Below are 22,812 nucleotides of genomic sequence, written 5' to 3'. Positions count from 1 at the left end.
GGCCGGAAAACCGGGTCCACTTTTCCGCACGATGCGCGAGCTTCCGGTCAATGCCGCCGGGAGGGAAAGGTTCAGCGATCTCAAGGAGTGGCGATGATCTCGATATCGCGGTCGAGGCCGCTCTCGACCTTGAACTCGCGGGTATAGACCTTGCCCTCGTGGCGAGCGATCAGGACGTATTCGCCTTCCGCCAGAGTGACGGAGGGAAAGGCGCCGATGGCCTCGCGGATCACGTCGCCGCCCGGGGTGAGTACGCTGAAGGCCGTGCCGGCGAAGGCCTCGCCGCCGGCGGATCCGACGAGCTTCAGCGTCACGGTGGCGGCGCGATGGTTGAGGGTCGCTTCCGTGACGCGCCCCGATTCCACCTTCAGGTCGCTGCGCATGATGGCGTTGGCATCGCCGTAGGTGGAGACCACGTGATAGGTGCCCTCGGGCAGGCGGATCATATCGTTGGCCTTGGCATCGGCGATCACGAGACGGCCTTCGGAATTCTGCGCCTCCGGCACGTAGACGGAGAAGGAGAGACGGTTCGTCGGAATGGGGCTTCCGCTCACGGCGCCCTTGAGCTGAAGGGCTCCGGCATTGATGACGAGCCGCTCGTTGAGGTTGCCCCGCTGCACGCTGATCCGCTTCGAGGCGCTCGCGAAACCGTAAGCCACGTGGATGATGTAGTTGCCGGGCGAGAGGGTGAAGCTCGGCATGGGACTGGTGGAACGGGCGATGATATTGGGCTGGGACGCATCCCCGCGATCCTCGAAGATGCGCCACACCAGCCCCGAGCGGATCGGCTCGTTGCTTCCCGCGAAGGCCGCCCCGGTGTTCAGCATCACCTGCCCGAGGGAGAGCGCAGGGAGGTTCTGCGACATGGACGGCACGGCGGGGGACTGGGCCAAGGCCGGACCGGCAGCGATCAAGCTGAGCAGGCCGAGGATGGAAAAGAGTTGTCTTGCAAATAGAGGCATCGGCTGAAATGGGTTCTCATGGGAGCGGCGAAGCAATCGCCGTCTGAATCCGCTTCTCCTCGCTTTTGACGAGATCGGAGGCGGCCGCAACCAGATTCTCGAGCGACATCGGCCGGAAATGAAACTCGACCCGGTGGCGTCCGGGACCGACCTCGACTCCTCGGAACAGGAGATTGGCGCGCAGGATCGGCCGGCGCTCGCCATCGACCCAGGCCTCCCAGCCGGGATAATTGATGTCGTGCAGCACCAATATGCCGTTGTCGCTGCTCTCGACATCGAGCGCGACCGAGTTCCGCATGTAGCTGATGATGCGCGCTTCTCCCTTGGGTTCATCGGGAGCGGTACCGGCCGCTTGGTAAGAAGCCTTGAGCCGCGGCATGCTGTCGGTGTCGATGAGGGCTTCCGTCTCGCGGTTGAACTCCGGCAGCTCGTCCTCGCCCAGCACGGCCTCGGAATCAACGGGCGTGGCATGATGGGCCACATAGGCGCGCGGAACGGAGGTGTTCAGGCGGTAGATCCACATCCGCCCGGTGCCATAGACGATCTCGGCATCGGTCAGGCGCGGGAAATGGCGCGGCAGCTTCTCCACGGGCCGGTCGAGCACGACATAGTCGAGGCCCAGAAGGCTGGCGAGCTCACAATTGTAGCCCCTGAAGCTCGTCGGGAAGCTGCGCAGGTTGGGATCTTCCGCGTTCTCGCCGGGACCGATGGCGCGCTCGTAATCGGCAAGACGCAAGGGGTTGTAGCCGATGGTGTCCTCGATCCCGAGAACCATAGAGGCGTTCTGCCAGGCTCCCTGCAGGCCGAGGATCTCGACGCGGGGATACTCGCCCCTCGCATGCCGGTCGGCGAGCTCGCGCTTGAGGATCTGCAGGCCCTGCAGTTGCTCCGGCGGGAGCTTGGTGAAGATCGTGTAGCGCTCGGCGGGCTCCGCATTCAGGGCCGACGCCGCATGACGCCCGATCAGCTCCGCGCCCGTCAGGGTCACCAGCACGAGGGCGATGGCCTCGCGCCAGCGGGACGCGCCGCTCATCCTCGTGATGGCCACGATGGCCAGTGTCGCCACGGCAAGGCTGACACCGATCTCGGTCAGGGCCGGGGAGACGAACCCGCCCTTGATGGCAAAGGCCATGGCGCTGGCGGCGGCGGCGACCACCAGGCCCATGGCCAGGAGCGGCAGGGCCGCCCAGAGCCGGCCGAGGGTCGCCCGCTTCCATTGCGGCACGCCTTCCGTCGCGTAGCGGTGGACGAGATAGCCAGCCGCGAAGGCCAGGGCGATGTTGATCAGGAAGGTCGCGTCGGCCGGCCGGCGGTAGAGGTCCACGCCCGGCAGGTGATCGAAGATCACGACGAAGCCCGGTGTGTAGCGCCCGAGCGCATAGAGCGTCGCCGCGATACCCATGACGAGGAAGAAGCGGAACTCACGGCCGAACAGGCGCCCGCCCGCCACCCCGTGCCAGAGCAGGAAGAGGGCCGGGATCGTGCCGATGAACAGGTAGTTGGTCGCCCGGTCGGTCCAGGTTCCCTCGGAGAGGCTATGCCAGTCCGGTCCCCAATAATCGTAGGTCCAGCGCAGGGAGCCGAAGACGTTGCCGAACACGATCGTCGCCAGGCTCTCCGGCGGCAGGGACCCCATGGCCGCCACGCCGAACCCGAAGGAGGGCCGGGTCGAGGTGGCGAGGAACTGCATCGTCAGCACGATCGGGACGGCCAGAAGCGTGCCGCCGATCAGCCCCATGAAGAGCAGGAGACCGAGGCGGGATTGGAGATAGGCCAGTGATCGAGGCGCCGCCCAGATCCGCTGCGCGGCCAGCGCGATGAGCGTGAGGCCGCAGAGGAAGGCGACCTGATCGCGCCCGATGACCATCATGGCCGCGCTGAGGGCGAAGAGCAGACCGTAACGGTAGGAGCGGCGGTCCAGGGCTTCCTCCAGGAGCCAGAAGGCGAGCGGGAAGAACCCGTAGCTGAAGATGATGCCGGTATGCTGGAGCCGGGCCGTGGCCGAACCGCCGAGCATGAAGACCAGGGCGGCCACGACGGCGCCCGCCGGATGCCATCCCCGGCGGCGGAACAGGGGCACGAAAGCCAGGGCCCCGGGGAGGAAATGGGCGAAGACGACTACGTCGAAGAGCTGCATGGACGGCTCCGGGACGAGCCATCCGAACAGAAGCATAGTGGGCGTGAACAGCAGGGATTGAGGGTCGGCCGCCGAGGGATGCCCGCCGAAATGGTAGGGGTTCCAGAGGGGCAGCTCCCCATGGGCGAGTGCGCTGCCCAGGTAGCGCAGGGTCGGATAGAACTGGTTCTTCGAGTCCCAGGGAACGACGGTCCCGGTCAGGGGCCAGATGGACATTGCGAGCGCCCAGGCCGCCAGGATCAGGGCGAATGCCGTGAGCGTCCGGCGCTGCGACCAGGTTGGCAGGGAAGCTGGACTATCCAGTCCTGAAATCGATGTCTGCATTGCTCTCAACGCGGCGTCCCGCCAACCCATTTCTCGTCATGGGACCCATCAGCCGGCCTGCCTGCGCATGCCCCTAGGTCCGCCATGGTTTGAAACCTGCTTGGCGTCTGACCGCACTCCCCCTATACATCCGCTGCTGTTTCTTTTGTTCAGCGATGCTTCTTCGGGATGCCCGCGCTTCCTCAAACGCAGCAAGACGGCGAGACGATGGCAAGCCGGGGCTTTCCTGACCTGCCGCCTTTAGGCATCCATCTACATTGTTCCACATTATTCAAGCCGGATGAAGATCCCATGAATGATAGTATCTCCCGCCTTCTGCAGCGCCGCTCCGTCCCTCCGCGCTGGCTGGGCGAGCCGGGGCCGTCCGAGCAGGAGGTCGAAACGCTTCTTAAGGTCGCATCCCGGGTCCCGGACCACGGCAAGCTCGTTCCCTGGCGCTTCATCCTGATCCAGGGCGAGGGGCGCGGGCGCCTCGGCGAGGTGCTGGCTGCCATCTTCCAGGCGGACAATCCGGGTGCCGGCGCCGAGCAACTCGCAGTCGAGCGGGAGCGCTTTACGAACGCCCCCCTGGTCGTCGCGGTGGTGTCCCGCGTGGTGCCGCATGCGAAGATCCCGGACTGGGAGCAGGTTCTCTCCGCGGGGGCGGTCTGCATGAACCTTCTCGTCGGGGCCACCGCTCTCGGCTATGGCGCATCCTGGCTCTCGGGCTGGGCCGCGTTCGACCGGCGCGTGCTGGATGCCCTGGGGCTCAAGCCCCATGAGCGGATCGCAGGCTTCGTCCATATCGGCACGGCCAAGGAGACGCCGACCGACCGCGACCGGCCCAACCTCGCGGACATCGTGACGCGGTACTGACACATCCGCCGGGGAATCCCACTTCATGTTTTACGAAACCTCGACCAACGCCCACGGCCTTCCGCACGATCCGTTCAAGGCCATCGTCACGCCCCGGCCCATCGGCTGGATCACCACCATGAGTGCGAAAGGGGAGGTGAACCTTTCGCCCTATTCGTTCTTCAATGCCGTGTCGGAGCGCCCGCCCATGGTGGCGTTCTCGTCCGCAGGCAGGAAGGATGCGCTCACCTTCGTCGAGGAGACGGGCGAGTTTGTCTGCAATCTGGCGACCTATGACCTGCGCGAGCAGATGAACGCCACGTCGGCCGCTCTGCAGCGCGGGGAGAACGAGATGGACCATGCGGGCCTGAAATCCGCCCCCTCCCGACTCGTGAAGCCGCCACGGGTGGCCGACGCCCTCGCGGCGCTCGAATGCAAGTGGCTTCAGACCGTGCCGCTCAATCCTCTCGGCGGCGGCGACCCGTCCTATTACCTCGTGATCGGGCAGGTCGTCGGAATCCATATCGACGACCGCTACGTCGTGAACGGCCTCGTCGACACCGCCGCCATGCGCCCCATCGCCCGCTCGGGCTACCGGGACTACTTCGTGGCGACGCCGGAGACCAAGTTCGCGATGACGAGGCCTGGGGGCTGAACCCGGCGCATCGCGCGGACCCGATGTTCGCGCTGAGCCAAATCCCAAAAGAAAAAAACGCGGCCCGGAGGCCGCGTTTTCATGTTGGCGTGAAGTTCAGATCGCCTCAGTCGAACCTGCCGCTCGCATGGGCCAGCATGGTGTAGACCTTGCCGGTCTCCGACGTGAGATAGGTCTTCGTCAGCATGGAGTCGCGGTCGTCGCGGGAGACTTCCGACAGCAGGCGCTCGAACTCTTCCACGTACCGGTCCACGGTCTGCCGGAACTCGTCGTCGCGACGGTACTTGCGGCGGATCTCGTCGAAGGTCTGCTGGCCCTGCAGGGTGTAGAGGCGGCGGGTGAACACGTTGCTCTCGCCGCGGCGATAGCGGTCCCACAGCTCGACGGCCGCGTCGTGATCGATCATCCGGGCGATGTCGACCGAGATCGAATCCAGGGATTCGAGGCTGTTGGTGCGGGCGCGGTCGGCACGGGCCGGCGCGCGGGCGGGCTCCATGGCCTCCTCGTCGCGGGAGGCGCGGTTCAGGAGATCCGACAGCCAGCCGCCGCGATTGGCGGCGTCGCGGGCGGGCGCCTCCTCCCGGCGCGGAGCCGGACGCTCGGCCGCGGGCTGAGCCGGGCGGGCGGGGGCCGGAGCCGGGGCGGGCGCAGGCGCAGGGGTCGGAGCAGGAGCAGGAGCAGGCTTGGGCTCGGCCTGACGGGCCACCGTCGGGGCCGGGGCAGGCGCGGGGGCCGGATTCTGCGCGATCCGCTGCTCGACCGCAGCCGCGACTGCCGCCATGGTGGCGGCGACCGGCGTCTCGTTGACGGCGGCCTTGCGCGGCTGGGCAGCGGGTGCTGCATCCACCAGGCGGTTGGAGCGCGACACCAGGGCGGACAGCTCGTTGAGAGCCTTGATCTGGTCGGCGACGACGCGGCGCATGTTGGCGCTGGCTTCCTGCGTCTCCTGCGGCAGTTCCACGACGCCGCGGCGGAGTTCGGCGCGGGTGGCTTCCAGCTCGCGCTGGATCTGGCCCGTCATGCCGCGCAGATCGCCCATCGTGTCGCGGAACTTCGCGGTGGCGTTGCCGAGCGCCTCGGCCATTTCGGCCGCGGCCTGCTCGTAGCTGGCGCGCAGAGCAGCGGCCGTACGGGCGCTTTCCTCGCCCGTGCTGGTGCGGATGCGCTCGAACTGCTCGCCGATGGCGTTCGTCGCCGTATCCGCGGTCGCGGCCAGGATCGAGCCGAGCTGGCGCGCCTTCGCGTCGGCGTTCTCGAGGGAACCTTCCAGCAGGGTCGTGAAGGAGCGGGTGACGGATTCCAGATCCTGCGACCGCTCGGTGATCCGACCGAGAAGCTCATCCAGGGCCTGCTGGCGGCTGGACAGGGCGTCGCTCATGCGGGCCTCGACACGCTCCAGCGCGCTCGTGGCCTCGGTGAGGGTGCGCATCTGCTCAGTGGTGGTGTCTGTCAGCGTGCGACCGCGCTCCTCGAGGCTCTGGGCCAGGTCCATAGCCTGCTGGATGGCCCCGGAGGACACGCTGCGCAGGGCGTCGACCTGATCGGCTACCTGGTCGGAGGCGCGTCCCGTCTGGGTGGCGATCTCCGCGAGCAGCGACTCGATGTGCTGGACGCGTCCGGCAAGCCCATCCTCGACGGCGCCGAGATTGCTGCTGGCGGACGCCGCGACCTGCTGGAGCAGCCGGTTGGCATCCTGCAGGCGGCCGAGCACGTCGGTGAGTTCGCCGCGCAGACGGTCGCTGGTGCCGGTGAGGGTTGCGACGGTCTGTTGAGTGCCCACGTCGAGGGCGCTGCGCATCGCCTCCGTCGACTGCATGTAGGAGGCGGTCAGCTCCATGGTGCGCTCCTGGAGAGAGGAGAGCAGGGTGCTGCTGCGGTCCTGCAGGCTGTCGATGACGGCCGTGCTGCGCTCTTCGAGGGTGCGCAGGGTCGTGTCGCTGATGGCGGCGACTTCGCGGCCGATCACCTCGCCACGGTTGCCGAGGTTCTCGACGAGGGACGCGCCTTCCGTATCGAAGATCGAGCGGATCTCGCCGATGCGGCTGGTGAGCGAGCCGAGAACGGCCTGTCCGCGCTCGTCGATGGTCTCGGCAACGCCGCTGAGGCGGTTCACGACCCGGTCTTCAAGCATCGTGACGCTCTGGTCGAGAGCGTTGGCGATTTCCTCGGCGCGGCTTCCCAGGGTCTGGTTGATCTCAAAAGCGCGGGCGCCCAGGGTTTCCGTGATCTCGTCGGAGCGGCTGCCGAGAACCTCGTTGATCGTCGCGATCCGGCTGTCGAGGGTTTCGCCGATCTGCTCGGCCCTGGAGGACAGTGTATCGGCAATCGCGTTGGTCTTGGCGGTGATCGCCTGGCTGATCTCGTCGACGCGCTCCTGGAGGGCGGTTGCCACGTCGCGTCCGCCTTCGGCCATGACGCGGGCCATCTCGCCAGTGCGAACGACCAAAGCCTCGTTGAGGGCCGTGGAGCGGGCACCGAGAACGGTGTCGACCCGCTCGACGATGGTGTCGAAATTGACCGTGATCTCAGAGCTGCGCCGCGAGGCGTGCTCTTCAAGGGCGGTGAGCTGCGTCTCGATGGCGGTGGTCGCTTCGCGGGCGCGCTCGGCGAATGTTTCGGCCACGACCCGGCCCTGCACCGTGATGAGACGATCCATCTCCTCGAAGCGGCCGCTGATCGTCTCGGTCAGGCTGCCCACGTCGCGGGACATGCGCTCGGCCATCTCGCCGCCGCGGGCCATGACGCCCTCCAGAGCCGTGAGGCGAGAGCCGAGGACCTCTTCCATCTCCCGGGTGCGGGTATCGACCGTGGTGGACAGGGTTTCCGCCGTGCGGCTGAGCACATCGTTGACGCGCGATCCTTGGGACGCGATGGCGAGAACGATGTCCTTGGCGGTGGTTGCCAGACGGGTCTGAGCCTCGTCCGTGTGGAGGGAGAGCGTCTCCGAGAATTCCTTGCCGCGCGTTTCGAAAGCGGTGCGGAATTCCTCGACCTGGTTGCCCATGAGCAGCGAGACGCGCTCGCCGGCCTCGGTGAGGCTGGTCTCCAGGGCCTGTCCCTGAACGGTGACGGATTCGCTGACGCGCTGGCTCGCGGTCTCGAGGCGGCTCGCCAGATCCTCGACGCGGCTGCCGATGGATTCGTCGGCAAGGCGCACGGCACTCTCGAGCTGCTCGCGCACTTCACCGCCGCGCTCGCTGATCTCGCGCGTCACGTCGGCCGCCGTCGTAGCCAGGCGCTCGCGGAATTCGCTGCCGCGCAGCACGATCTCGTCGACGACGCCCGTTCCGGTCGTGGCGAGCTGCTCGCGCAGGGTGCTGCCGCGGGTCGCCAGCTCCTCGATCAGAGAGCCTGCCGTCAGGGCGAATTCCTCGCGCAGGGTGCTGCTGCTGGCCGTGAGCTCCTGAACGAGCGTGGCGCCGGTGGTCGAGAGCTGCTCGCGCACCTGCGTGCCACGGGTCGCGATCTCCTCGCCCACCAGGGCGCCTGCCGTTGCGATCTGGTCGCGCATTTCCGCCGTGCGGGCCGAGATGTCGTCGGCGATCACGCCGCCCGTGGCGGCCAGCTTCTCGGTGATCTCAGCTCCGCGCTGGGCGAAGCTGTCCTCGAGGCTGCGGGCCGTGTGTTCGAAGGCCTCACGCACATCGTTGCCCTGCTGGGCGAGGGCGTCGATCACGCCGCGGCCGGTTTCGGCGAGCGTGCGGGTGACTTGGCTCGCGCCGTCCTGCAGGTGGCGGGTCAGGAGGTCGCCGGTGCGCTCGAACGCGCCCGTGATGTCCTGTGCTTTGCTCTCAAGAGCGCTCGTGATGGTGGTGCCCACCTCCGAGATGCCGTTCTTGATCTCGTCGCTGGAGCCCGAGAGGCGCTCCACCAGTTCGACACCGCGACTCGCCATTTCCTCGACGACGCGCTCGCCGGCGCGGCCGAGAGCCTGGGTGATGTGATCGCCCTGCTGTTCAAGCGAGGCGGTGACTTTGTCGCCCGCGCCGCTGACGGCCGAAACGACACGCTCGCTGGCGCCGTCGAGATCTTGAATCAGGCTCTGGTGCACGCCCGTGATGGAGCCGCGCACGCGCTCCGCGTTCGACACGATGGCCTCGCGCTGCGCGACGAGTTCGTCGATGAGGGAGCGGATGCGGATCTCGTTGTCGGAATAGGCGCGCTCCAGCGTGGAGATCTCGCTGCGCACAAGGGTTTCGAGTTCGCCCGCGCGGGCCAGGGCCCGCTCGACGCCGTCGCCGACGGCGGCCACTTCACGGCGCACGGCCTGCGAAACGGACAGGACCGCATCGGTGGAGAAGTTTTCCGGCTGAGCCAGGCGCACGGCGACTTCGCCGACCGCACGGGCGACCAGCTTCATCTCCTGCGAGCGGACCGTGAGCATCGCGGCGATGAAGAACAGGAAGAGGGGCGCCACGAGACCGACGGCGCCGAGGGCCAGCTGCGAAGTCGAGAAGGTGGCGAGCAATTGCTCGGGGGTGGTGATGCCCTGCGTATAGACCAGGGCTCCAACTCCGCCGAGCCAGAGCAGGGAGGCGAGGGCGGCCATCCAGTAGGCGCGGCGGGAGGGGCGAACCTGAAGGGCCTGCAGCATCACGCCCACGTTCTGTCGATCGTCATTGGCAACGGCGCTCCGGTCGGGGGCGATGAAACCGGAGCGGGCCATGTCGTCGAGCCTGGGATCGTGGTCGTCGGCCTGGGCGGACAGGGAATCGGAACCGAGACCGAAGGGACCCCTGGTGAAGTCGTGATCGTCGATATCGGGCAGCTTGGGCTCTTCATAGGGCTTGTTGCCCGAGCGCTCCGGCGTGTGGATCACGAATGTCTCTTCGAGGTTGAGTGCCTGCTCGACAGCCGACAGGGCCGCCTCAGCCGGGTCCTTCATCTTCTTGTTCTCGGTCGCCATGATCCGCCCTCGTGACGCAACTGATGATGGTTGAAGCCGCTTCATTCCCTGAGAAACGAGGTGAATGCGTGGCCTCAACCGGCGCGGAACCCCATTCAAGGAATACCGCACGGTAATCTGTCATTTACCAAGCAAGTCTAGCGGCCGATCTGAAACAAGGAAACCCAATGTCCCCTGCCATCTGTGAACGTCGTTAACGGCTTGGTAACCTGCTCTACCAGGGAAAATTACGGCGAAAAGACGGCAGGTTTCGCGCCCATCTCTCGTCTTCCGGTGCAGTCTGTCATAAGTATGCGCCGACAAGCAGAGGTCCGCAATGATCAATATTACGTTCATCGATGCCGAAGGCACAGCCCGCACCGTCGAGGCGGAGGAGGGCTCCACCGTCATGGAAACCGCGATCCGCAACGGGATCCCGGGCATCGAGGCGGAGTGCGGGGGAGCCTGCTCCTGCGCGACCTGTCACGTCTATGTGGCCGAGGAATGGGAGGTTGCGACCGGCCAGCCTCAACCGATGGAAGAGGACATGCTCGACTTCGCTTACGACGTGCGCCCCAATTCGCGGCTTTCGTGTCAGATCCGTGTTCGGCCCGAACTCGACGGCCTCGTCGTTCATACTCCCACCCGCCAAGGCTGAATCTGGAGAAAGCCATGTTCAAGACGATCCTGGTCCCCGTCGATCTCGGTGAAGTGGAGGCGGCGCAGCCCGCCATCGGCAAGGCCGTCGAGCTTGCGAATGCGTCGGGCGGCACCCTGCGCCTGATCTATGTGCGCGCCATCGTGCCCGTCACCTATATGGAATTCATGCCGCCGACCTTCGACGACGAGCAGCAGGGCGAGGCGGAGAGGAAGCTGGCCGAACTCGCCGCCAAGGTGGCCCTCCCGGCCGAACGCGTCTCCGCCGTCGTGCGGCTCGGTTCGGTCTACAACGAGGTTCTGGACGAGGCCGAGAAGACGGGCGCCGATCTCGTGGTGATCGGCTCTCACCGGCCGACAATGGCGACCTACCTCCTCGGCTCCAACGCCGCCACCATCGTGCGACACGCCAGGTGCTCGGTGCTGGTGGTGCGGGCCTGAGCTACAATTCTCACGCTGTCATGGTCGGGCTTGTCCCGGCCATCCCGTTGCCATGAAATGCCGTGCCTTTCCGATCGAGATCACCGGCCTTGTGCCGGTGATGACGCGGGGAGCGGAACGTCTCCTCCTTAAGGAGCCTTCGGCAAAAGCTCCGCCGGCAACTCTCCGGCCCGGAAGGGGCGGGGCTTGTTGAGACGGATCATCGGCTCGATCTGCCAAATCCCCACGACGGCGAAGAGCGCGCCCAGCAGGGCGACGCCGGTCGCTCCCATCCGAAGGGCCTGCCAGATCATGACGGCCATGGCCAGCAGCGACGCGACGGCCAGGGCCGAGGTGGGCAGCCAAAGTCCCATGGGCTTTCCCGCCAAGAACCGCGCCTGCGGATTGGCCCGTGCGATGGCCTCGCAGAGAGCCTGGGTGAAGCCTCGGTATTCCTGGGTCAGTTCCCGCGCCTCGACCAGACTCTTCCAGTTCAGCGAACTGAACGTGAAGGCCTTGCCGTCCTTCATGGTCACTTTCGTGCGGAACGACTTTTGCGCCAGCCGGCCGGGTTCGAAGGTCATGCGCACGGTTTCGACGGCGCCGAGCTGGACCTCGCGTACCTTGCGGCCGGAATCCACCGTGAGCTTTTCGCCCTTGAGCAGGAAGGAAATCGGTCCGCCGAAGGGCTTGGGGCTATGGGTGTAGGTCTGGGTCATGCGGCTTCTTAGCTGCGCACTGGTGTTTCGGCAAACGATGAAACCTACCGCACCAATTCGCGCATCGCGTGATCGATGCCTTCGAGGTTGAGCGGGTACATCCGCTCGCCGAAGACCTGCCGGATCAGGCCGATGGAGTGGGTGTAGCCCCAATGCGGCTGCGGCACCGGGTTCAGCCACACGGCTTTCGGGAAATGGTCGAGGATGCGCCGGAGCCAGGCTTGGCCGGGCTCCTCGTTCCAGTGCTCCACCGAGCCGCCGGGATGCGTCACCTCGTAGGGACTCATGGAAGCGTCACCCACGAAGACGACCCGGTAATCGGACGGATAGGTGCGGATCACGTCGAGGGTGGGGATCACCTCGTTGAAGCGCCGGCGGTTCTCCTTCCACAGGTTCTCGTAGACGCAGTTGTGGAAGTAAAAGTGCTCGAAATGCTTGAACTCGAGCCGTGCCGCCGAGAACAGCTCCTCGGCGATCTCGATGTGCCAGTCCATCGAGCCGCCCACGTCGAGAAAGAGCAGCACCTTCACGGCATTGCGGCGCTCCGGGCGCAGGCGCACATCCAGATAGCCCTTGTGGGCGCTCTCGTGGATCGTCTCGTCGAGGTCGAGCTCTTCCGCCGAACCGGTGCGGGCGAAGCGGCGCAGTCGGCGCAGGGCGATGCGCATGTTGCGCACGCCGAGCTCGACGCTGTCGTCGAAATCCTTGAACTCGCGCTTGTCCCACACCTTCACGGCGCGGAAATTGCGGTTCTTGTCCTGACCGATGCGGACGCCTTCCGGGTTGTAGCCATAGGCGCCGTAGGGCGAGGTTCCGGCCGTGCCGATCCATTTGTTGCCGCCCTGGTGGCGGCCCTTCTGCTCCTTGAGGCGCTCCTTCAGGTTCTCCCAAAGCATCTCCCAGCCCATGGCGTCGATCTGCTTCTTCTCCTCGTCCGTGAGGTAGCGCTCGGCGAGCTTGCGCAGCCATTCCTCCGGAATCCCGGTGGCGTCGACCGCGTGGCCCATGCTCTCGATGCCCTTGAACACATGGGCGAAGACCTGGTCGAAACGGTCGAAATGCCGCTCGTCCTTCACGAGGCAGACGCGGGAGAGATAGTAGAATTCCTCGACTCTCTTATCGGCGAGGTCCCGGTCGAGCGCCTCCAGCAGGGACAGGTATTCGCGGAACGAGACCGGCACCTTGGCCGCGCGCAGTTCTGTGAAGAAGGTCAGGAACATCGGGTCAGTGTCCGACAAACCCTAGGAAGGTCAAGACGCCGAATTCAGGTGTCGACCTGCGTCGTCTCCTCGGCCACGGTCGAAGGGGCCGGCTTGCCGACACGCCGGCGCGCCTGGAAAACGACCCGGTCCGGATCGCGCTTCGGGTTCTTCTTGCGGAGGATTTCCCGGAACTCGTCCCGCCTTTCGTGGATCGACGCGATCACGAGGCCCATGGGAACCCCGATATCGCTCAGGACCGCTTCGGTGAGCTGAAGGGACGCCTCGATGGTTTCCGGCACAGCATCGTCCACGCCGAGCTCATAGAGCTGCATCGCATGCCGCGCATCCCGGGCCCGGGCCACGATGGTGATGTCCGCGCATTCCTGCCGGGCCGCGGACACCACGCCCTCGATGGAGCTCAAGGTATCCAGGGTGATGACGAGGGCCAGAGCCCGATCGATGCCGCAGGCCCGCAGGAACTCGGGATAGGTTCCGTCGCCGTAAAAGACCGGCTTCCCGGCCTTGCGCTCCGATGCGACGCGGGCAGGGTCGAGGTCGATGGCGAGATAGGGCACCTTGTGCCGGTCGAGCATCTCGGCGACAAGCTGGCCGACGCGGCCATAACCGGCAATGATGACACGGCCGACCTCGTCCGTCGGCGGCGCGACGGCCACGAGGGGATCGAGCGGCCGGCGAACCTCGAGCTTGCGGCCGAGGCGCTGTCCGAGGCGGGCCAGGAGCGGGATCGCCACCATGGTGAGGGTCGTCACGAGCAGGAGGTTCTGGCCAATCCCGGCGGGAACGAGACCGGCCATCATCGCGGCGCCCAGGATCACGAGGCCGAACTCGCCGCCCGGCCCCAGCAGAAGTCCCGTCTCGGCCGCCTCGGCGGTGTTGAGGCCGTAGGGGCGTCCGATCACCACGATGGTGAGGCCCTTGATGACGATGACCGTGGCCGCCAGCGAGAGGATCAGAAGCGGCGCTTCAAGGAAGCGGAACAAGTCCAGGCTCATGCCGACCGACACGAAGAACACGCCCAGGAGCAGCCCCTTGAAGGGCTGGATGGTGACGTCGATGGCGCGCCGGTATTCCGTCTCGGACAGGAGGATGCCGGCGATGAAGGCGCCCAAGGCCATCGACAGGCCGCTGACAGCGGCGATCAGGCTGGTCACCATCACGACGAGGAGGCAGGCCGCCATGAACAGCTCCGGGCTCTTCGTCACCGAGACGAACTGAAAGAAGGGCCGCAGAATGAGGCGGCCGAGGCCGATGATCAGGACAAGCGCGACGACCGCCTGCAGAAGCAGGATGGCAAAGGACGACAGGGTCACCTCGGGCCTGCTCGTATCGAGCACCGCGATGGTGAACAGGATCGGCGCCACCAGGAGGTCCTGGAACAGGAGGGCAGAGAAGCTCGCCCGACCGGCCGCCGTATTGAGGCGCTTCCGCTCGGCCAGAACCGGAATCACGATGGCCGTGGACGACAGGGCGAGGGCCAAGCCGATGACGGTAGCCGCAGTGATCGTCTCGACGGTTTTGAGCGCGTAGAACGCTAGACCCAGAACCAACGCGCCCAGCAGTACCTGTAGCGATCCGAATCCGAAGACGAGGCGCCGCAGGGTGCGAAGGCGCTGCCACGACAGTTCGATGCCAATCGTGAACAGGAGGAACACGACCCCGAACTCGGCCAGGCGCGAGGTCCCCTCCGGATTGGTGAAGGTGATCCAGTTGATCCAAGGATGGCTCGGCATAAGCCGCCCGAGCCCGTAGGGTCCCAGCAACGCGCCTGCCGCCAGAAACCCCAGGACCGGGCTGATTCGGAGCCGGTGAAACAGGGGGACGACGATGCCGGCCGTTGCCAGAAAAAGAATGGGTTCCTGATAGGACTGCAGGTCTATCGCAGCGGCCATTGCTTCCTTCCGGTTGAAACCATCTTCGTTCTACCGGCCGGGAATGCGCAAGCGGTTAATGCCGCGCGAAGCGGAATGGCGGGCGCGACATGAGCGCATGGGCGAGATGGCCCTGCCCATCTCGCCTTTGCCAGACAAAGCGCTGGTATCCCCTCTCTCCTTGTGGGGGAGAGGGCTTGTTGCGCTCTATTCTGAAAGCCATTGCGGACTGTCGCTGCGCTTTATCCGCGATGGCGGGTCCGCTCAACCCAGTGTCGACAGCGCCTGCGCCAGATCCGCCACCAGATCGTCCGGGTGCTCGATGCCGATGGAGACGCGGATGGTGGCGTCTGAGACGCCGAGGCGGTCGCGTGTGGCCTTCGGCACACCCGAATGGGTCGTGGACGCCGGGTGCGAGATCAGCGATTCCGTACCCCCTAAGCTCACCGCCAGCTTGAAGACCTGGAGCGCATTGAGAACCCGGAAGGCCTCGGCCTCGCCGCCCTTGACGTCGAAGGAGAAGGTGGAGCCGGGGGCGTCCGACTGTGCCTCGTAAACCGCCTTCGCCCGCGAGCCTTCCGGCAGATAGGCGAGGTGATGCACCTTCACCACGCTCGGGTGCTCATGCAGGAACTTGGCGACGATCTCCGCATTGCGGTTCGCTGCGTTCATGCGCAGGGCGAGCGTTTCGAGCGAGCGGCCGAGCATCCAGCAGGAATGCGGGTCGAGCTGGGTGCCGATGGCCGAGCGCAGCAGGCGCACGGTCTTCATCAACTCCTTCGATCCGAGCGCCGCGCCGGCGATCAGGTCCGAGTGGCCGCCAACGTATTTCGTGAGCGAATAGACCGAGATGTCGGCGCCGTCCTTGAGGGGCTTCTGGAAGAGGGGGCCGAGCAGGGTGTTGTCGCAGACGATCACCGGGCGGTGGCCTTGAGCCTGGCCGATATCGTCCGCGATTCTCTTGATCAGGGCGACGTCCACCAGGGTGTTGAGCGGATTGGAGGGCGTTTCGATCATGATGACCGATACGCGGCCCTTTCCTTGAGCCTCCTTGGCGGCAGCCCGGATTCCGGCCTCGTCCACGCCGTCGCCGAATCCGACCGCCCCGATGCTCATGTTGGCGAGCGTCTTCGCGATCAGCGTCTCGGTGCCGCCGTAGAGGGGCTGCGAGTGGAGGATCACGTCGCCCGGCCGGGCGAAGGCCAGGATCGTCGTCGCGATGGCCGACATGCCGGAGGAGAACAGAAGGCCGGCCTCGGCCTCCTCGAAGACGGCGAGCCGGTCCTCGACGATCTCGGAATTAGGATGGTTGAACCGGGAATAGACGAGGCCCGCCGCCTCGCCCTGCGGCGGCTCCCGGCGGCCCGCCACGTAATCGAAGAATTCCTTGCCGTGTTCGGCGCTGTTGAACACGAAGGTGGACGTCAGGAACACCGGCGGCTTCACGGCCCCTTCCGACAGGGTCGGATCGTATCCGTAGCCCAGCATCAGGGTTTCGGGGTGCAGCTTGTGATTTCCGATTCGGTCCTTGTGATAGCGATTGTAAGCCATAGGTCATTATCCTCCCGTTTTATGTTTCCTTCGACCCGATTGGCAGCCGGAACACAAGGCCCTTCTTAAAGCGACGGCCCATCGCCTCGGCGCTCACTCGCGTTTAACTGTCGTTTCGAGGCTGCAGACTCCCCCGACGGAAGGAAAAGGACGGGCCAGCGTCTGTCTCCCGCCGTGCTGAGGCTCGAATCGATCGTCACCAAGCTCCATAGGCTCTGATTGCGGGGTGAAACCCACGTCATGCTGCTGAAGGGCGTCTGCAGGATGGTCACTGCGATACGAAGGTCGATTCCCATCGATTGAAGATAGCTCAGATAATCTGCTGTCTGGCGATGGATTTCCCCAACGACACCCTGGCTGAGCTGCGGGGGCGCCACTTTCTTTGCATTCGGCTGGCCCAGATCCAGCAAAGGAATCGGCATCCAGCTGTGGGCACCGAGCCTGGAATTCTTCGGCATGCTTCGTGTGGTGCCGCCGGCAAAGGCAAACAGACAGGCCGAGGCGCAGGTTCCGGGCTCGATCTCGACTTCGCCATTGCGGATATAGGCCCGTCCAACAATGGTGTTGACCTTCAGGTTTCGAAGGATCCTGCCCAGTTCCATCGCCGCCTTCATGCTGCCGCCCGGCGAATGGAAGAGGAAGTAGCTGTTTTTCTTCAAACGCGCTCGCCAGACCAGATCGCGATAGGCTGCGATCGTTTCCGATCCGAACGTACCCGTGGCCTGTACGATGCTGCAATCCGTGCAGAGCGACGAAGTGTCCAGGGCGACGAAGGTCATGTCGCCGCGGGTCTGGTCCTTGGTTTTCTCGGCTTGGGATTTCTGGGCGTGAGCCATGGCGGGGAGAAGAAGCAACGACAGAAGAGCCAGAATCCGGGGGAGCAACGCGGCCATGAGGTTTTCTCGATCAATGAGAAAACCATGTTCGCGCAATGGGCAAGAAATTGAAAGATAGTTTCATTTTCTGAAAGACGGCTTGTTTCGGCCGCGCACTTTCCGCATCTTCACGGGCAATGCAGGAAGGATTGTTGGATGCGTTTTGCCGGAACGGAATCGTATGTGGCGACCGAGGATCTCACGGTGGCGGTCAATGCCGCCATCACCCTGGAGCGCCCGCTCCTGGTGAAGGGCGAGCCGGGGACGGGCAAGTCGGTTCTGGCGGAGGAAATTGCCCGGAGCGTCAATGCCCCGCTCCTGACCTGGCACATCAAGTCGACCACCAAGGCCCAGCAGGGGCTTTACGAGTATGACGCCGTCTCACGCCTGCGCGACAGCCAGCTCGGTGATCCGCGCGTGTCGGACATCCGGCACTACATCAAGCGCGGCAAGCTCTGGGAAGCCTTCGCGTCCGAGGTGCGGCCCGTGCTGCTGATCGACGAGATCGACAAGGCCGACATCGAGTTCCCGAATGACCTTCTGCTGGAACTCGACCGCATGGAGTTCTTCGTCTACGAGACGGGCGAAACCGTGAAGGCGGCCCGGCGGCCCATCGTGATTATCACGTCGAACAACGAGAAGGAGCTGCCGGACGCCTTCCTGCGCCGTTGCTTCTTTCACTACATCAAGTTCCCGGATGCCGAGACCATGGCCCGGATCGTCGAGGTGCATTACCCCGGCATCAAGCACCGTCTGGTCGAGGAGGCACTGAAGATCTTCTTCGATGTGCGCGATGTGCCGGGGCTGCGCAAGAAACCGTCGACCTCCGAGCTGCTCGACTGGCTCAAGCTCCTGCTCTCCGAGGATATCGGCCCCGAGCAGCTGCGCGAGCGCGACACCCGCAAGCTCATTCCGCCACTCCACGGAGCGCTGTTGAAGAACGAGCAGGATGTGAGCCTGTTCGAGAAGCTCGCGTTCATAGCCAGACGGGAAGGCCGCTGATGCTTCGTCTCCTGCTTCTCCGCCATGCCAAAGCCGCCTGGCCCTCGGGCACCCTGGACCTCGACCGCCCGCTCGCCAAGCGGGGGCAGGAGGCGTCCCTCGTCATGGGGAGCTACCTGAAGAGCGAACGGCTCGAGCCGGATCTCGTCGTCGTCTCGCCGGCGCGGCGGACGCAGGAGACCTGGGAGCGGGTCCAGCCGTTCCTCGGCGAGATCGAGATGCGCCGGGACGGACGGATCTACGAGGCGCCCGTCGGGCGCCTGCTCGACATCCTGCGCGAGGTGGAGCCCGAGGCCCGCACCCTTCTGCTGATCGGCCACAATCCCGGCTTCGAGGAACTGGCAAAGCTCCTCATCGGCGAGGGCGACATGGACGGGATTTTACGCCTCGGTCAGAAATACCCGACTGCGGGTCTGGCCGTCATCGATTTCGCGGTGAGCGATTGGGCCGATGTCGGGCACAAATCCGGAAGGTTGGAGCGCTTCGTCACGCCGAAATCCCTCGGAAGCGGCGAGGACGATTAAGCTCCCTTGGGCTGCGGAAGATCCAGATACAGCAGCTCCTCGTCGTGGAAGACATCACTGACGCGGATCGCCTTGCGTTCGATGCCGTAGGGCTTGAAGCCGAGGCCGTGATAGGTGCGCCGTGCGCTCTCGTTCGTGAGACCTACGGCCGCCTCCAACATGATCACATGCCGGGAAGCGTGGTCGATCACCTGCCGGACGAGGGCCTGCCCGACGCGCTGCTTGCGCCATTCCGGCTTCACGAAGACGCCCCACATGACACCCTTGTGCCGGGTCTTCAAGCGCTCGTAGACGGCAAAGCCCGCCATGCCGATGAGCACGTCCGCAGCGAAGGCGCCGAAGATCGCATTCGGGCCGGATGTGGGAGTACGTGCCGCGATCGTCTCCAGCGACAGCGGCGCCTCTTCCTCGTAGCTGGACCCGAAGGCCTCCGGGCTGCTTTGCAGTGCCTCCAGCCTCAGATCCCGATAGGCGGGGGCATCCGATGGCCGGAGAGGTCGGATTGAAAAGCTGTCGGACATGAGTTCCTGAGGGGCAATTGCGTGAGTGCCCTCCAACGTCGCCCCAACCGGACGACGAGGAGGGTAGTCCTTAACTAGGCCGCCTTGGCGCGCAGGTCGTCGGGCGTGACGTCGTCCGGGATCGGGCAAAGGTAATCGCGGCCGCCGTTGCGCTCCTTCAGCTCCGCCTTGGCGCGGGCGACAAGATCGGGATTGCGCAGGCAATCGGCGGCGGTCGCCGCCATGGCCTTGGCGGCGAGCACCATGCCCTTATGCGCGGCGGGCAGGTTGCCCTGGGTGACGAGCTGCCACGTGTGGAACGGGGTGCCGATGGCGAAGCAGGCCGCGTGGCATTGCACCGTGGGCACGATCCAGCTCACGTCGCCCACGTCCGTGGTGCCCATCATGACCTCTTCGCGGACCGGCATGGCGAGCACGCCGTCGTGCAGTACCTTGGTCTTGAGAGAGAGATCGTGTGGCTTGACGCTTGCGAGGATCTCCTCGTTCGTCAGGGCGGCCTTCTGCAGCTTTTCCGCGAAGGCGAAATCGGCCGCGTCGAAACCGGGCGGGCCGAGGCGGCGCATGTTCTCGTACATGGCCTCCTGCAGCGCCTTGTTGGGCAGCACATTGGAGGTGGCATCCGTGATCTGCACCGTGACGGTGGTCTCCGTCATCAGGGCTGCGCCCTCGGCGATCTTCTTCACCCGCTCGAACAGGCGCTCCGCATCCGGCAGATGGGGCGAGCGCACGAGATAGAGCGACTCCGCGAAGGCCTGGACTACGTTCGGCGCATTGCCGCCCGTATTGGTGGTTGCGTAATGCACGCGCGCATCCGACGGCATGTGCTCGCGCATGTAGTTCACGCCCACATTCATCAGCTCGACCGCGTCGAGGGCGGACCGGCCCACATGCGGAGCGGCCGCGGCGTGGGCCGCGCGGCCCCTGAAGCGGAAATAGGCCTGGATGCAGGCGAGCGACGACGAGGTCTGGACCTCGTTCACCACGCTCGGATGCCAGCAGAAGGCGGCGTCGAGATCGTGGAACAGGCCGGCGCGGGCCATGAAGGTCTTGCCCGACCCGCTCTCCTCCGCCGGGCAGCCGTAATAGCGCACGGTGCCGGCGATCCCCTCGGCCTCGAGCGCGTCCTTGAGGGCGACGGCCGCCAGCGCGGAGCCCGCCCCCAGCAGATTGTGGCCGCAGCCATGGCCCGGCGTTCCCGTCACGGTCGGACGGTGCTCGGTCCGGCCGGATTCCTGCGCCAGATCGGGCAGGGCATCGAACTCGCCGAGGATGCCGACGATGGATCCGCCCGAGCCCCATTCCGCCACGAAGGCCGTCGCCATGCCGCCGACGTTCTTCGTAATGCGAAATCCCTCGCGCTCCAGCATGGCAACCTGCTCGGCCACGGCGCGATGCTCCTCGAAGGCAAGTTCCGGCGCGGCCCAGATGCGGTCGCTCAAATCGCAATAAGTGTCGGCCTTGGCATCCACATGGCGGGCGATGGCCTCAATGCTCAGACGGTCGTTATGCATAATGTTATCTTGTCTCAAAAATGGATCGGCGCACCTTATCAGGTTCGTGCCGATAGGGAAGGGAGGGGTCGTTCACGTTTCGCGGGGTAGGGATTTCCGTCGTCATCACCGGCTTTGTGCCGGTGATCTCGATCCGAAGAGCGCGGCGCTTCACGAAATCGGGGTGGCCGGCACAAGGCCGGCCATGACGTCGGGCGGTATCTTCTCCCGGGCCAGACCTTATGGGACCGGGCAGAACCGTCAGGCCTCTAAACCGCCTCGTCCGCCACACCCCTGCGCGCGGCAAGAAATCCGCCGGACTGGCGCGACCACAGGCCGGCATAGAGGCCGCCGTTCTCCAGAAGCTCCTCGTGCGTGCCTTCCTCGACGATGCGGGCATCGTCCATGACGATCAGGCGGTCCATCAGCTGCAGGGTCGAGAGGCGGTGGGCGATGGCGATCACCGTCTTGCCCTCCATGAGGGTCGCGAGCGATTCCTGGATCGCGGCCTCCACCTCGGAATCGAGCGCCGAGGTCGCCTCGTCCAGGATCAGGATCGGCGCGTCCTTGAGGATCACGCGGGCGATGGCGATGCGCTGGCGCTGGCCGCCGGAGAGCTTTACGCCACGCTCGCCCACATGGGCATCGAAGCCGCGCCGCCCGCGCCCGTCGACGAGGCGCTCGATGAACTCGATCGCATGCGCCTGGCGCGCCGCCTCGCGCATGGCCTCTTCACCCGCCGCAGGCCGTCCGTAGAGGATGTTCTCCCGGATCGAGCGGTGCAGCAGGGAGGTGTCCTGCGTCACCACCGAGATCTGCGAGCGCAGGCTTTCCTCGCGCACGTCGGCGATGTCCTGGTTGTCGATCAGGATCCGGCCGCCTTGAGGCTCGAAGAAGCGCAGGAGTAGGTTGACCATCGTCGTCTTGCCGACGCCGGAGCGCCCGACAAGGCCGATCTTCTCGCCGGGCCGGATGGTGAGGTTCAGCCGGTCGATGACCTTGTCGCCGTCCCCGTAGGAGAAATCGACATGATCGAAGCGGATCTCGCCCCGGGTCACCGTCAAGGGGCGGGCGGTCGGCTTGTCCTGCATGGTCAGCGGGCGCGAGATCGTCTTCATGCCCTCCTGCACCGTGCCGACATTCTCGAAGATGCTCATGACCTCGAAGGCCACCCAGCCCGACATGGAGACGATCTGCGTGGAGAGCAGCAGGGCGGTGGTCAGGGTGCCCGCATCGATGCGGTTCGCGCTGAAGAGCCACATCGCCATGGCGCCGGTGGCGACCAGGAAGATGGCGTTCAGAAAGGTGAGGCCCGCCACATAGAGCGTGTTGAGGCGCTGCTGGCTCATGAAGGCATCGTTGAGCCAGCGATAACCTTCGCTGATGTAGTCGTCCTCATCTTTCCGGCGTCCGAACAGCTTGACCGTCATGATGTTGGTGAAGCTGTCCACCACTTTGCCGGTGACGGCCGAGCGCGCCTCGCTCGATGTGCGGGAGAGCTTCTGGATGCGCGGCAGGGCGACGACCAGCAGGATCGCGTAAAGGCTGAACCAACCGGTCATAGGCAGGGCGAGGCGCCAGTCCTGCGTTCCGAGGAGGCCGATGGAGGCTGCGCCGAAGATCAGGATCTGCCAGACGGCGCGGGCCACCGACAGGATCGTCTCGCGCAAGGGGCGGCCCGTCTGCAGCACCCGGTTGGCGATGCGGCCGGCGAAATCCTCCTGGAAGAAGCCCAGTGGCTGGCGCACCACGTGCCAGTAGTTCTGCCAGTGAACCATGGTGGTGAAGGAGACCGCCAGGGAATGGTTGACCAAGAGACGGAACAGGATCGTCCCGAGCGGCCGCACCAGGAGGATGATCGTCCCCATGGCGATCAGCAGCGGTCCGGCCTCATGGAAGATGCCTTCGGGCGAAGTATGCGAGATGGCATTGACCAGACGGCCGATGAGCCAGGGCACGAGCGCCTCGACCACGGCCAGCACGAAGCCGAGGGCGAAGAGCGCCACGAAGAGCCCTTTCGCCTGGGCGATGAAGTGCCAGTAAAACCCCCAGAGATTATCCGGCGGCGATTCCTCCGGCGGCTTTCTGGTGAAGTCAATCCGGGTCTCGAAGAAGCGGAACATCAGTACGTCTCATCGGCTTTGGCCCGAATCAACGGGCCAAGG

17 protein-coding genes are annotated in these 22,812 nt (G+C 65.4%); 6 read left to right on the top strand and 11 right to left on the bottom strand.

What is annotated here, in order from left to right:
• Positions 1-80: 80 nt before the first annotated feature.
• Together AB4097_RS01955 and AB4097_RS01950 are read right to left on the bottom strand one after the other, a co-directional pair.
• Positions 81-962 (bottom strand): hypothetical protein, encoded by an 882-nt coding sequence (locus AB4097_RS01955; protein ID WP_442036717.1) that lies wholly within the window; start codon positions 960-962, stop codon positions 81-83.
• A gap of 16 nt (positions 963-978) precedes the next feature.
• Entirely contained in the window at positions 979-3,423 is a 2,445-nt protein-coding gene (locus AB4097_RS01950) for a YfhO family protein (protein WP_442036715.1), read from the bottom strand.
• A 291-nt stretch (positions 3,424-3,714) separates the two neighbouring features.
• Between AB4097_RS01950 and AB4097_RS01945 the strand changes: the two genes are divergently transcribed.
• Together AB4097_RS01945 and AB4097_RS01940 are read left to right on the top strand one after the other, a co-directional pair.
• Positions 3,715-4,278, top strand: a complete 564-nt coding sequence (locus tag AB4097_RS01945; RefSeq protein ID WP_442036713.1) for a nitroreductase family protein — start codon at positions 3,715-3,717, stop codon at positions 4,276-4,278.
• Positions 4,279-4,303: 25 nt separating this feature from the next.
• Positions 4,304-4,912, top strand: a complete 609-nt coding sequence (locus tag AB4097_RS01940; RefSeq protein WP_442036711.1) for a flavin reductase family protein — start codon at positions 4,304-4,306, stop codon at positions 4,910-4,912.
• A gap of 106 nt (positions 4,913-5,018) precedes the next feature.
• Here AB4097_RS01940 and AB4097_RS01935 read toward each other — a convergent pair whose 3' ends face one another.
• Positions 5,019-9,818: a hypothetical protein gene (locus AB4097_RS01935; RefSeq protein ID WP_442036709.1), complete on the bottom strand. Its 4,800-nt coding sequence runs from the start codon at positions 9,816-9,818 to the stop codon at positions 5,019-5,021.
• A 316-nt stretch (positions 9,819-10,134) separates the two neighbouring features.
• Between AB4097_RS01935 and AB4097_RS01930 the strand changes: the two genes are divergently transcribed.
• Both AB4097_RS01930 and AB4097_RS01925 read left to right on the top strand, forming a co-directional pair.
• Positions 10,135-10,455 (top strand): 2Fe-2S iron-sulfur cluster-binding protein, encoded by a 321-nt coding sequence (locus AB4097_RS01930; RefSeq protein ID WP_442036707.1) that lies wholly within the window; start codon positions 10,135-10,137, stop codon positions 10,453-10,455.
• 14 nt (positions 10,456-10,469) lie between these two features.
• Positions 10,470-10,895: a universal stress protein gene (locus AB4097_RS01925; protein WP_442036705.1), complete on the top strand. Its 426-nt coding sequence runs from the start codon at positions 10,470-10,472 to the stop codon at positions 10,893-10,895.
• A 128-nt stretch (positions 10,896-11,023) separates the two neighbouring features.
• Here AB4097_RS01925 and AB4097_RS01920 read toward each other — a convergent pair whose 3' ends face one another.
• The 5 genes from AB4097_RS01920 to AB4097_RS01900 all read right to left on the bottom strand — a co-directional run bounded on the left by AB4097_RS01920 (position 11,024) and on the right by AB4097_RS01900 (position 17,128).
• Complete coding sequence (locus AB4097_RS01920) at positions 11,024-11,593, bottom strand: hypothetical protein (RefSeq protein WP_442036703.1); 570 nt, start codon at positions 11,591-11,593, stop codon at positions 11,024-11,026.
• A 44-nt stretch (positions 11,594-11,637) separates the two neighbouring features.
• A complete protein-coding gene (locus tag AB4097_RS01915; RefSeq protein ID WP_442036701.1) occupies positions 11,638-12,813 on the bottom strand; it encodes a vWA domain-containing protein in 1,176 nt (391 codons plus the stop codon).
• A gap of 44 nt (positions 12,814-12,857) precedes the next feature.
• Positions 12,858-14,705 carry a cation:proton antiporter domain-containing protein gene (locus AB4097_RS01910; protein WP_442036699.1) on the bottom strand — a complete coding sequence of 616 codons (1,848 nt, stop codon included), beginning with the start codon at positions 14,703-14,705 and terminating at the stop codon, positions 12,858-12,860.
• Between the two features lie 243 nt (positions 14,706-14,948).
• Positions 14,949-16,235: a cystathionine gamma-synthase family protein gene (locus tag AB4097_RS01905; protein WP_442036697.1), complete on the bottom strand. Its 1,287-nt coding sequence runs from the start codon at positions 16,233-16,235 to the stop codon at positions 14,949-14,951.
• A gap of 65 nt (positions 16,236-16,300) precedes the next feature.
• On the bottom strand, positions 16,301-17,128 hold the full coding sequence (locus tag AB4097_RS01900; protein WP_442036695.1) for a hypothetical protein: 828 nt from the start codon (positions 17,126-17,128) through the stop codon (positions 16,301-16,303).
• Positions 17,129-17,266: 138 nt separating this feature from the next.
• On the opposite strand from AB4097_RS01900, the gene AB4097_RS01895 reads away from it, so the two are divergent.
• Positions 17,267-18,112, top strand: a complete 846-nt coding sequence (locus tag AB4097_RS01895; RefSeq protein ID WP_442036693.1) for an AAA family ATPase — start codon at positions 17,267-17,269, stop codon at positions 18,110-18,112.
• Positions 18,112-18,636: a SixA phosphatase family protein gene (locus AB4097_RS01890; RefSeq protein WP_442036691.1), complete on the top strand. Its 525-nt coding sequence runs from the start codon at positions 18,112-18,114 to the stop codon at positions 18,634-18,636. Before AB4097_RS01895 ends, AB4097_RS01890 begins: the two co-directional genes overlap by 1 nt.
• Here the strand turns inward: AB4097_RS01890 and AB4097_RS01885 are convergent.
• The 3 genes from AB4097_RS01885 to AB4097_RS01875 all read right to left on the bottom strand — a co-directional run bounded on the left by AB4097_RS01885 (position 18,633) and on the right by AB4097_RS01875 (position 22,770).
• Positions 18,633-19,157, bottom strand: coding sequence for a GNAT family N-acetyltransferase (locus AB4097_RS01885; protein WP_442036689.1), 525 nt, complete (start codon positions 19,155-19,157; stop codon positions 18,633-18,635). The genes AB4097_RS01890 and AB4097_RS01885 overlap by 4 nt on opposite strands.
• Before the next feature lie 74 nt (positions 19,158-19,231).
• A complete protein-coding gene (locus AB4097_RS01880) occupies positions 19,232-20,668 on the bottom strand; it encodes a M20 family metallopeptidase (RefSeq protein WP_442036687.1) in 1,437 nt (478 codons plus the stop codon).
• A 248-nt stretch (positions 20,669-20,916) separates the two neighbouring features.
• Complete coding sequence (locus AB4097_RS01875; RefSeq protein ID WP_442036685.1) at positions 20,917-22,770, bottom strand: ABC transporter ATP-binding protein; 1,854 nt, start codon at positions 22,768-22,770, stop codon at positions 20,917-20,919.
• Between the last annotated feature and the right edge of the window lie 42 nt (positions 22,771-22,812).

Source organism: Microvirga sp. 2MCAF35, assembly GCF_052115545.1.
Taxonomy (GTDB): domain Bacteria; phylum Pseudomonadota; class Alphaproteobacteria; order Rhizobiales; family Beijerinckiaceae; genus Microvirga.
This window is presented reverse-complemented; position numbering and strand designations above follow the sequence as displayed.

Excerpts from the sequence above, each read along its gene's own strand:
- AB4097_RS01935 (WP_442036709.1), bottom strand. The coding sequence starts at position 9,818 with ATGGCGACCGAGAACAAGAAGATGAAGGACCCGGCTGAGGCGGCCCTG.
- AB4097_RS01880 (WP_442036687.1), bottom strand. The coding sequence starts at position 20,668 with ATGCATAACGACCGTCTGAGCATTGAGGCCATCGCCCGCCATGTGGAT.
- AB4097_RS01910 (WP_442036699.1), bottom strand. The coding sequence starts at position 14,705 with ATGGCCGCTGCGATAGACCTGCAGTCCTATCAGGAACCCATTCTTTTT.
- AB4097_RS01950 (WP_442036715.1), bottom strand. The coding sequence starts at position 3,423 with ATGCAGACATCGATTTCAGGACTGGATAGTCCAGCTTCCCTGCCAACC.
- AB4097_RS01895 (WP_442036693.1), top strand. The coding sequence starts at position 17,267 with ATGCGTTTTGCCGGAACGGAATCGTATGTGGCGACCGAGGATCTCACG.
- AB4097_RS01875 (WP_442036685.1), bottom strand. The coding sequence starts at position 22,770 with ATGTTCCGCTTCTTCGAGACCCGGATTGACTTCACCAGAAAGCCGCCG.
- AB4097_RS01940 (WP_442036711.1), top strand. The coding sequence starts at position 4,304 with ATGTTTTACGAAACCTCGACCAACGCCCACGGCCTTCCGCACGATCCG.
- AB4097_RS01955 (WP_442036717.1), bottom strand. The coding sequence starts at position 962 with ATGCCTCTATTTGCAAGACAACTCTTTTCCATCCTCGGCCTGCTCAGC.
- AB4097_RS01900 (WP_442036695.1), bottom strand. The coding sequence starts at position 17,128 with ATGGCCGCGTTGCTCCCCCGGATTCTGGCTCTTCTGTCGTTGCTTCTT.
- AB4097_RS01930 (WP_442036707.1), top strand. The coding sequence starts at position 10,135 with ATGATCAATATTACGTTCATCGATGCCGAAGGCACAGCCCGCACCGTC.
- AB4097_RS01945 (WP_442036713.1), top strand. The coding sequence starts at position 3,715 with ATGAATGATAGTATCTCCCGCCTTCTGCAGCGCCGCTCCGTCCCTCCG.
- AB4097_RS01890 (WP_442036691.1), top strand. The coding sequence starts at position 18,112 with ATGCTTCGTCTCCTGCTTCTCCGCCATGCCAAAGCCGCCTGGCCCTCG.
- AB4097_RS01915 (WP_442036701.1), bottom strand. The coding sequence starts at position 12,813 with ATGTTCCTGACCTTCTTCACAGAACTGCGCGCGGCCAAGGTGCCGGTC.
- AB4097_RS01905 (WP_442036697.1), bottom strand. The coding sequence starts at position 16,235 with ATGGCTTACAATCGCTATCACAAGGACCGAATCGGAAATCACAAGCTG.
- AB4097_RS01885 (WP_442036689.1), bottom strand. The coding sequence starts at position 19,157 with ATGTCCGACAGCTTTTCAATCCGACCTCTCCGGCCATCGGATGCCCCC.
- AB4097_RS01925 (WP_442036705.1), top strand. The coding sequence starts at position 10,470 with ATGTTCAAGACGATCCTGGTCCCCGTCGATCTCGGTGAAGTGGAGGCG.
- AB4097_RS01920 (WP_442036703.1), bottom strand. The coding sequence starts at position 11,593 with ATGACCCAGACCTACACCCATAGCCCCAAGCCCTTCGGCGGACCGATT.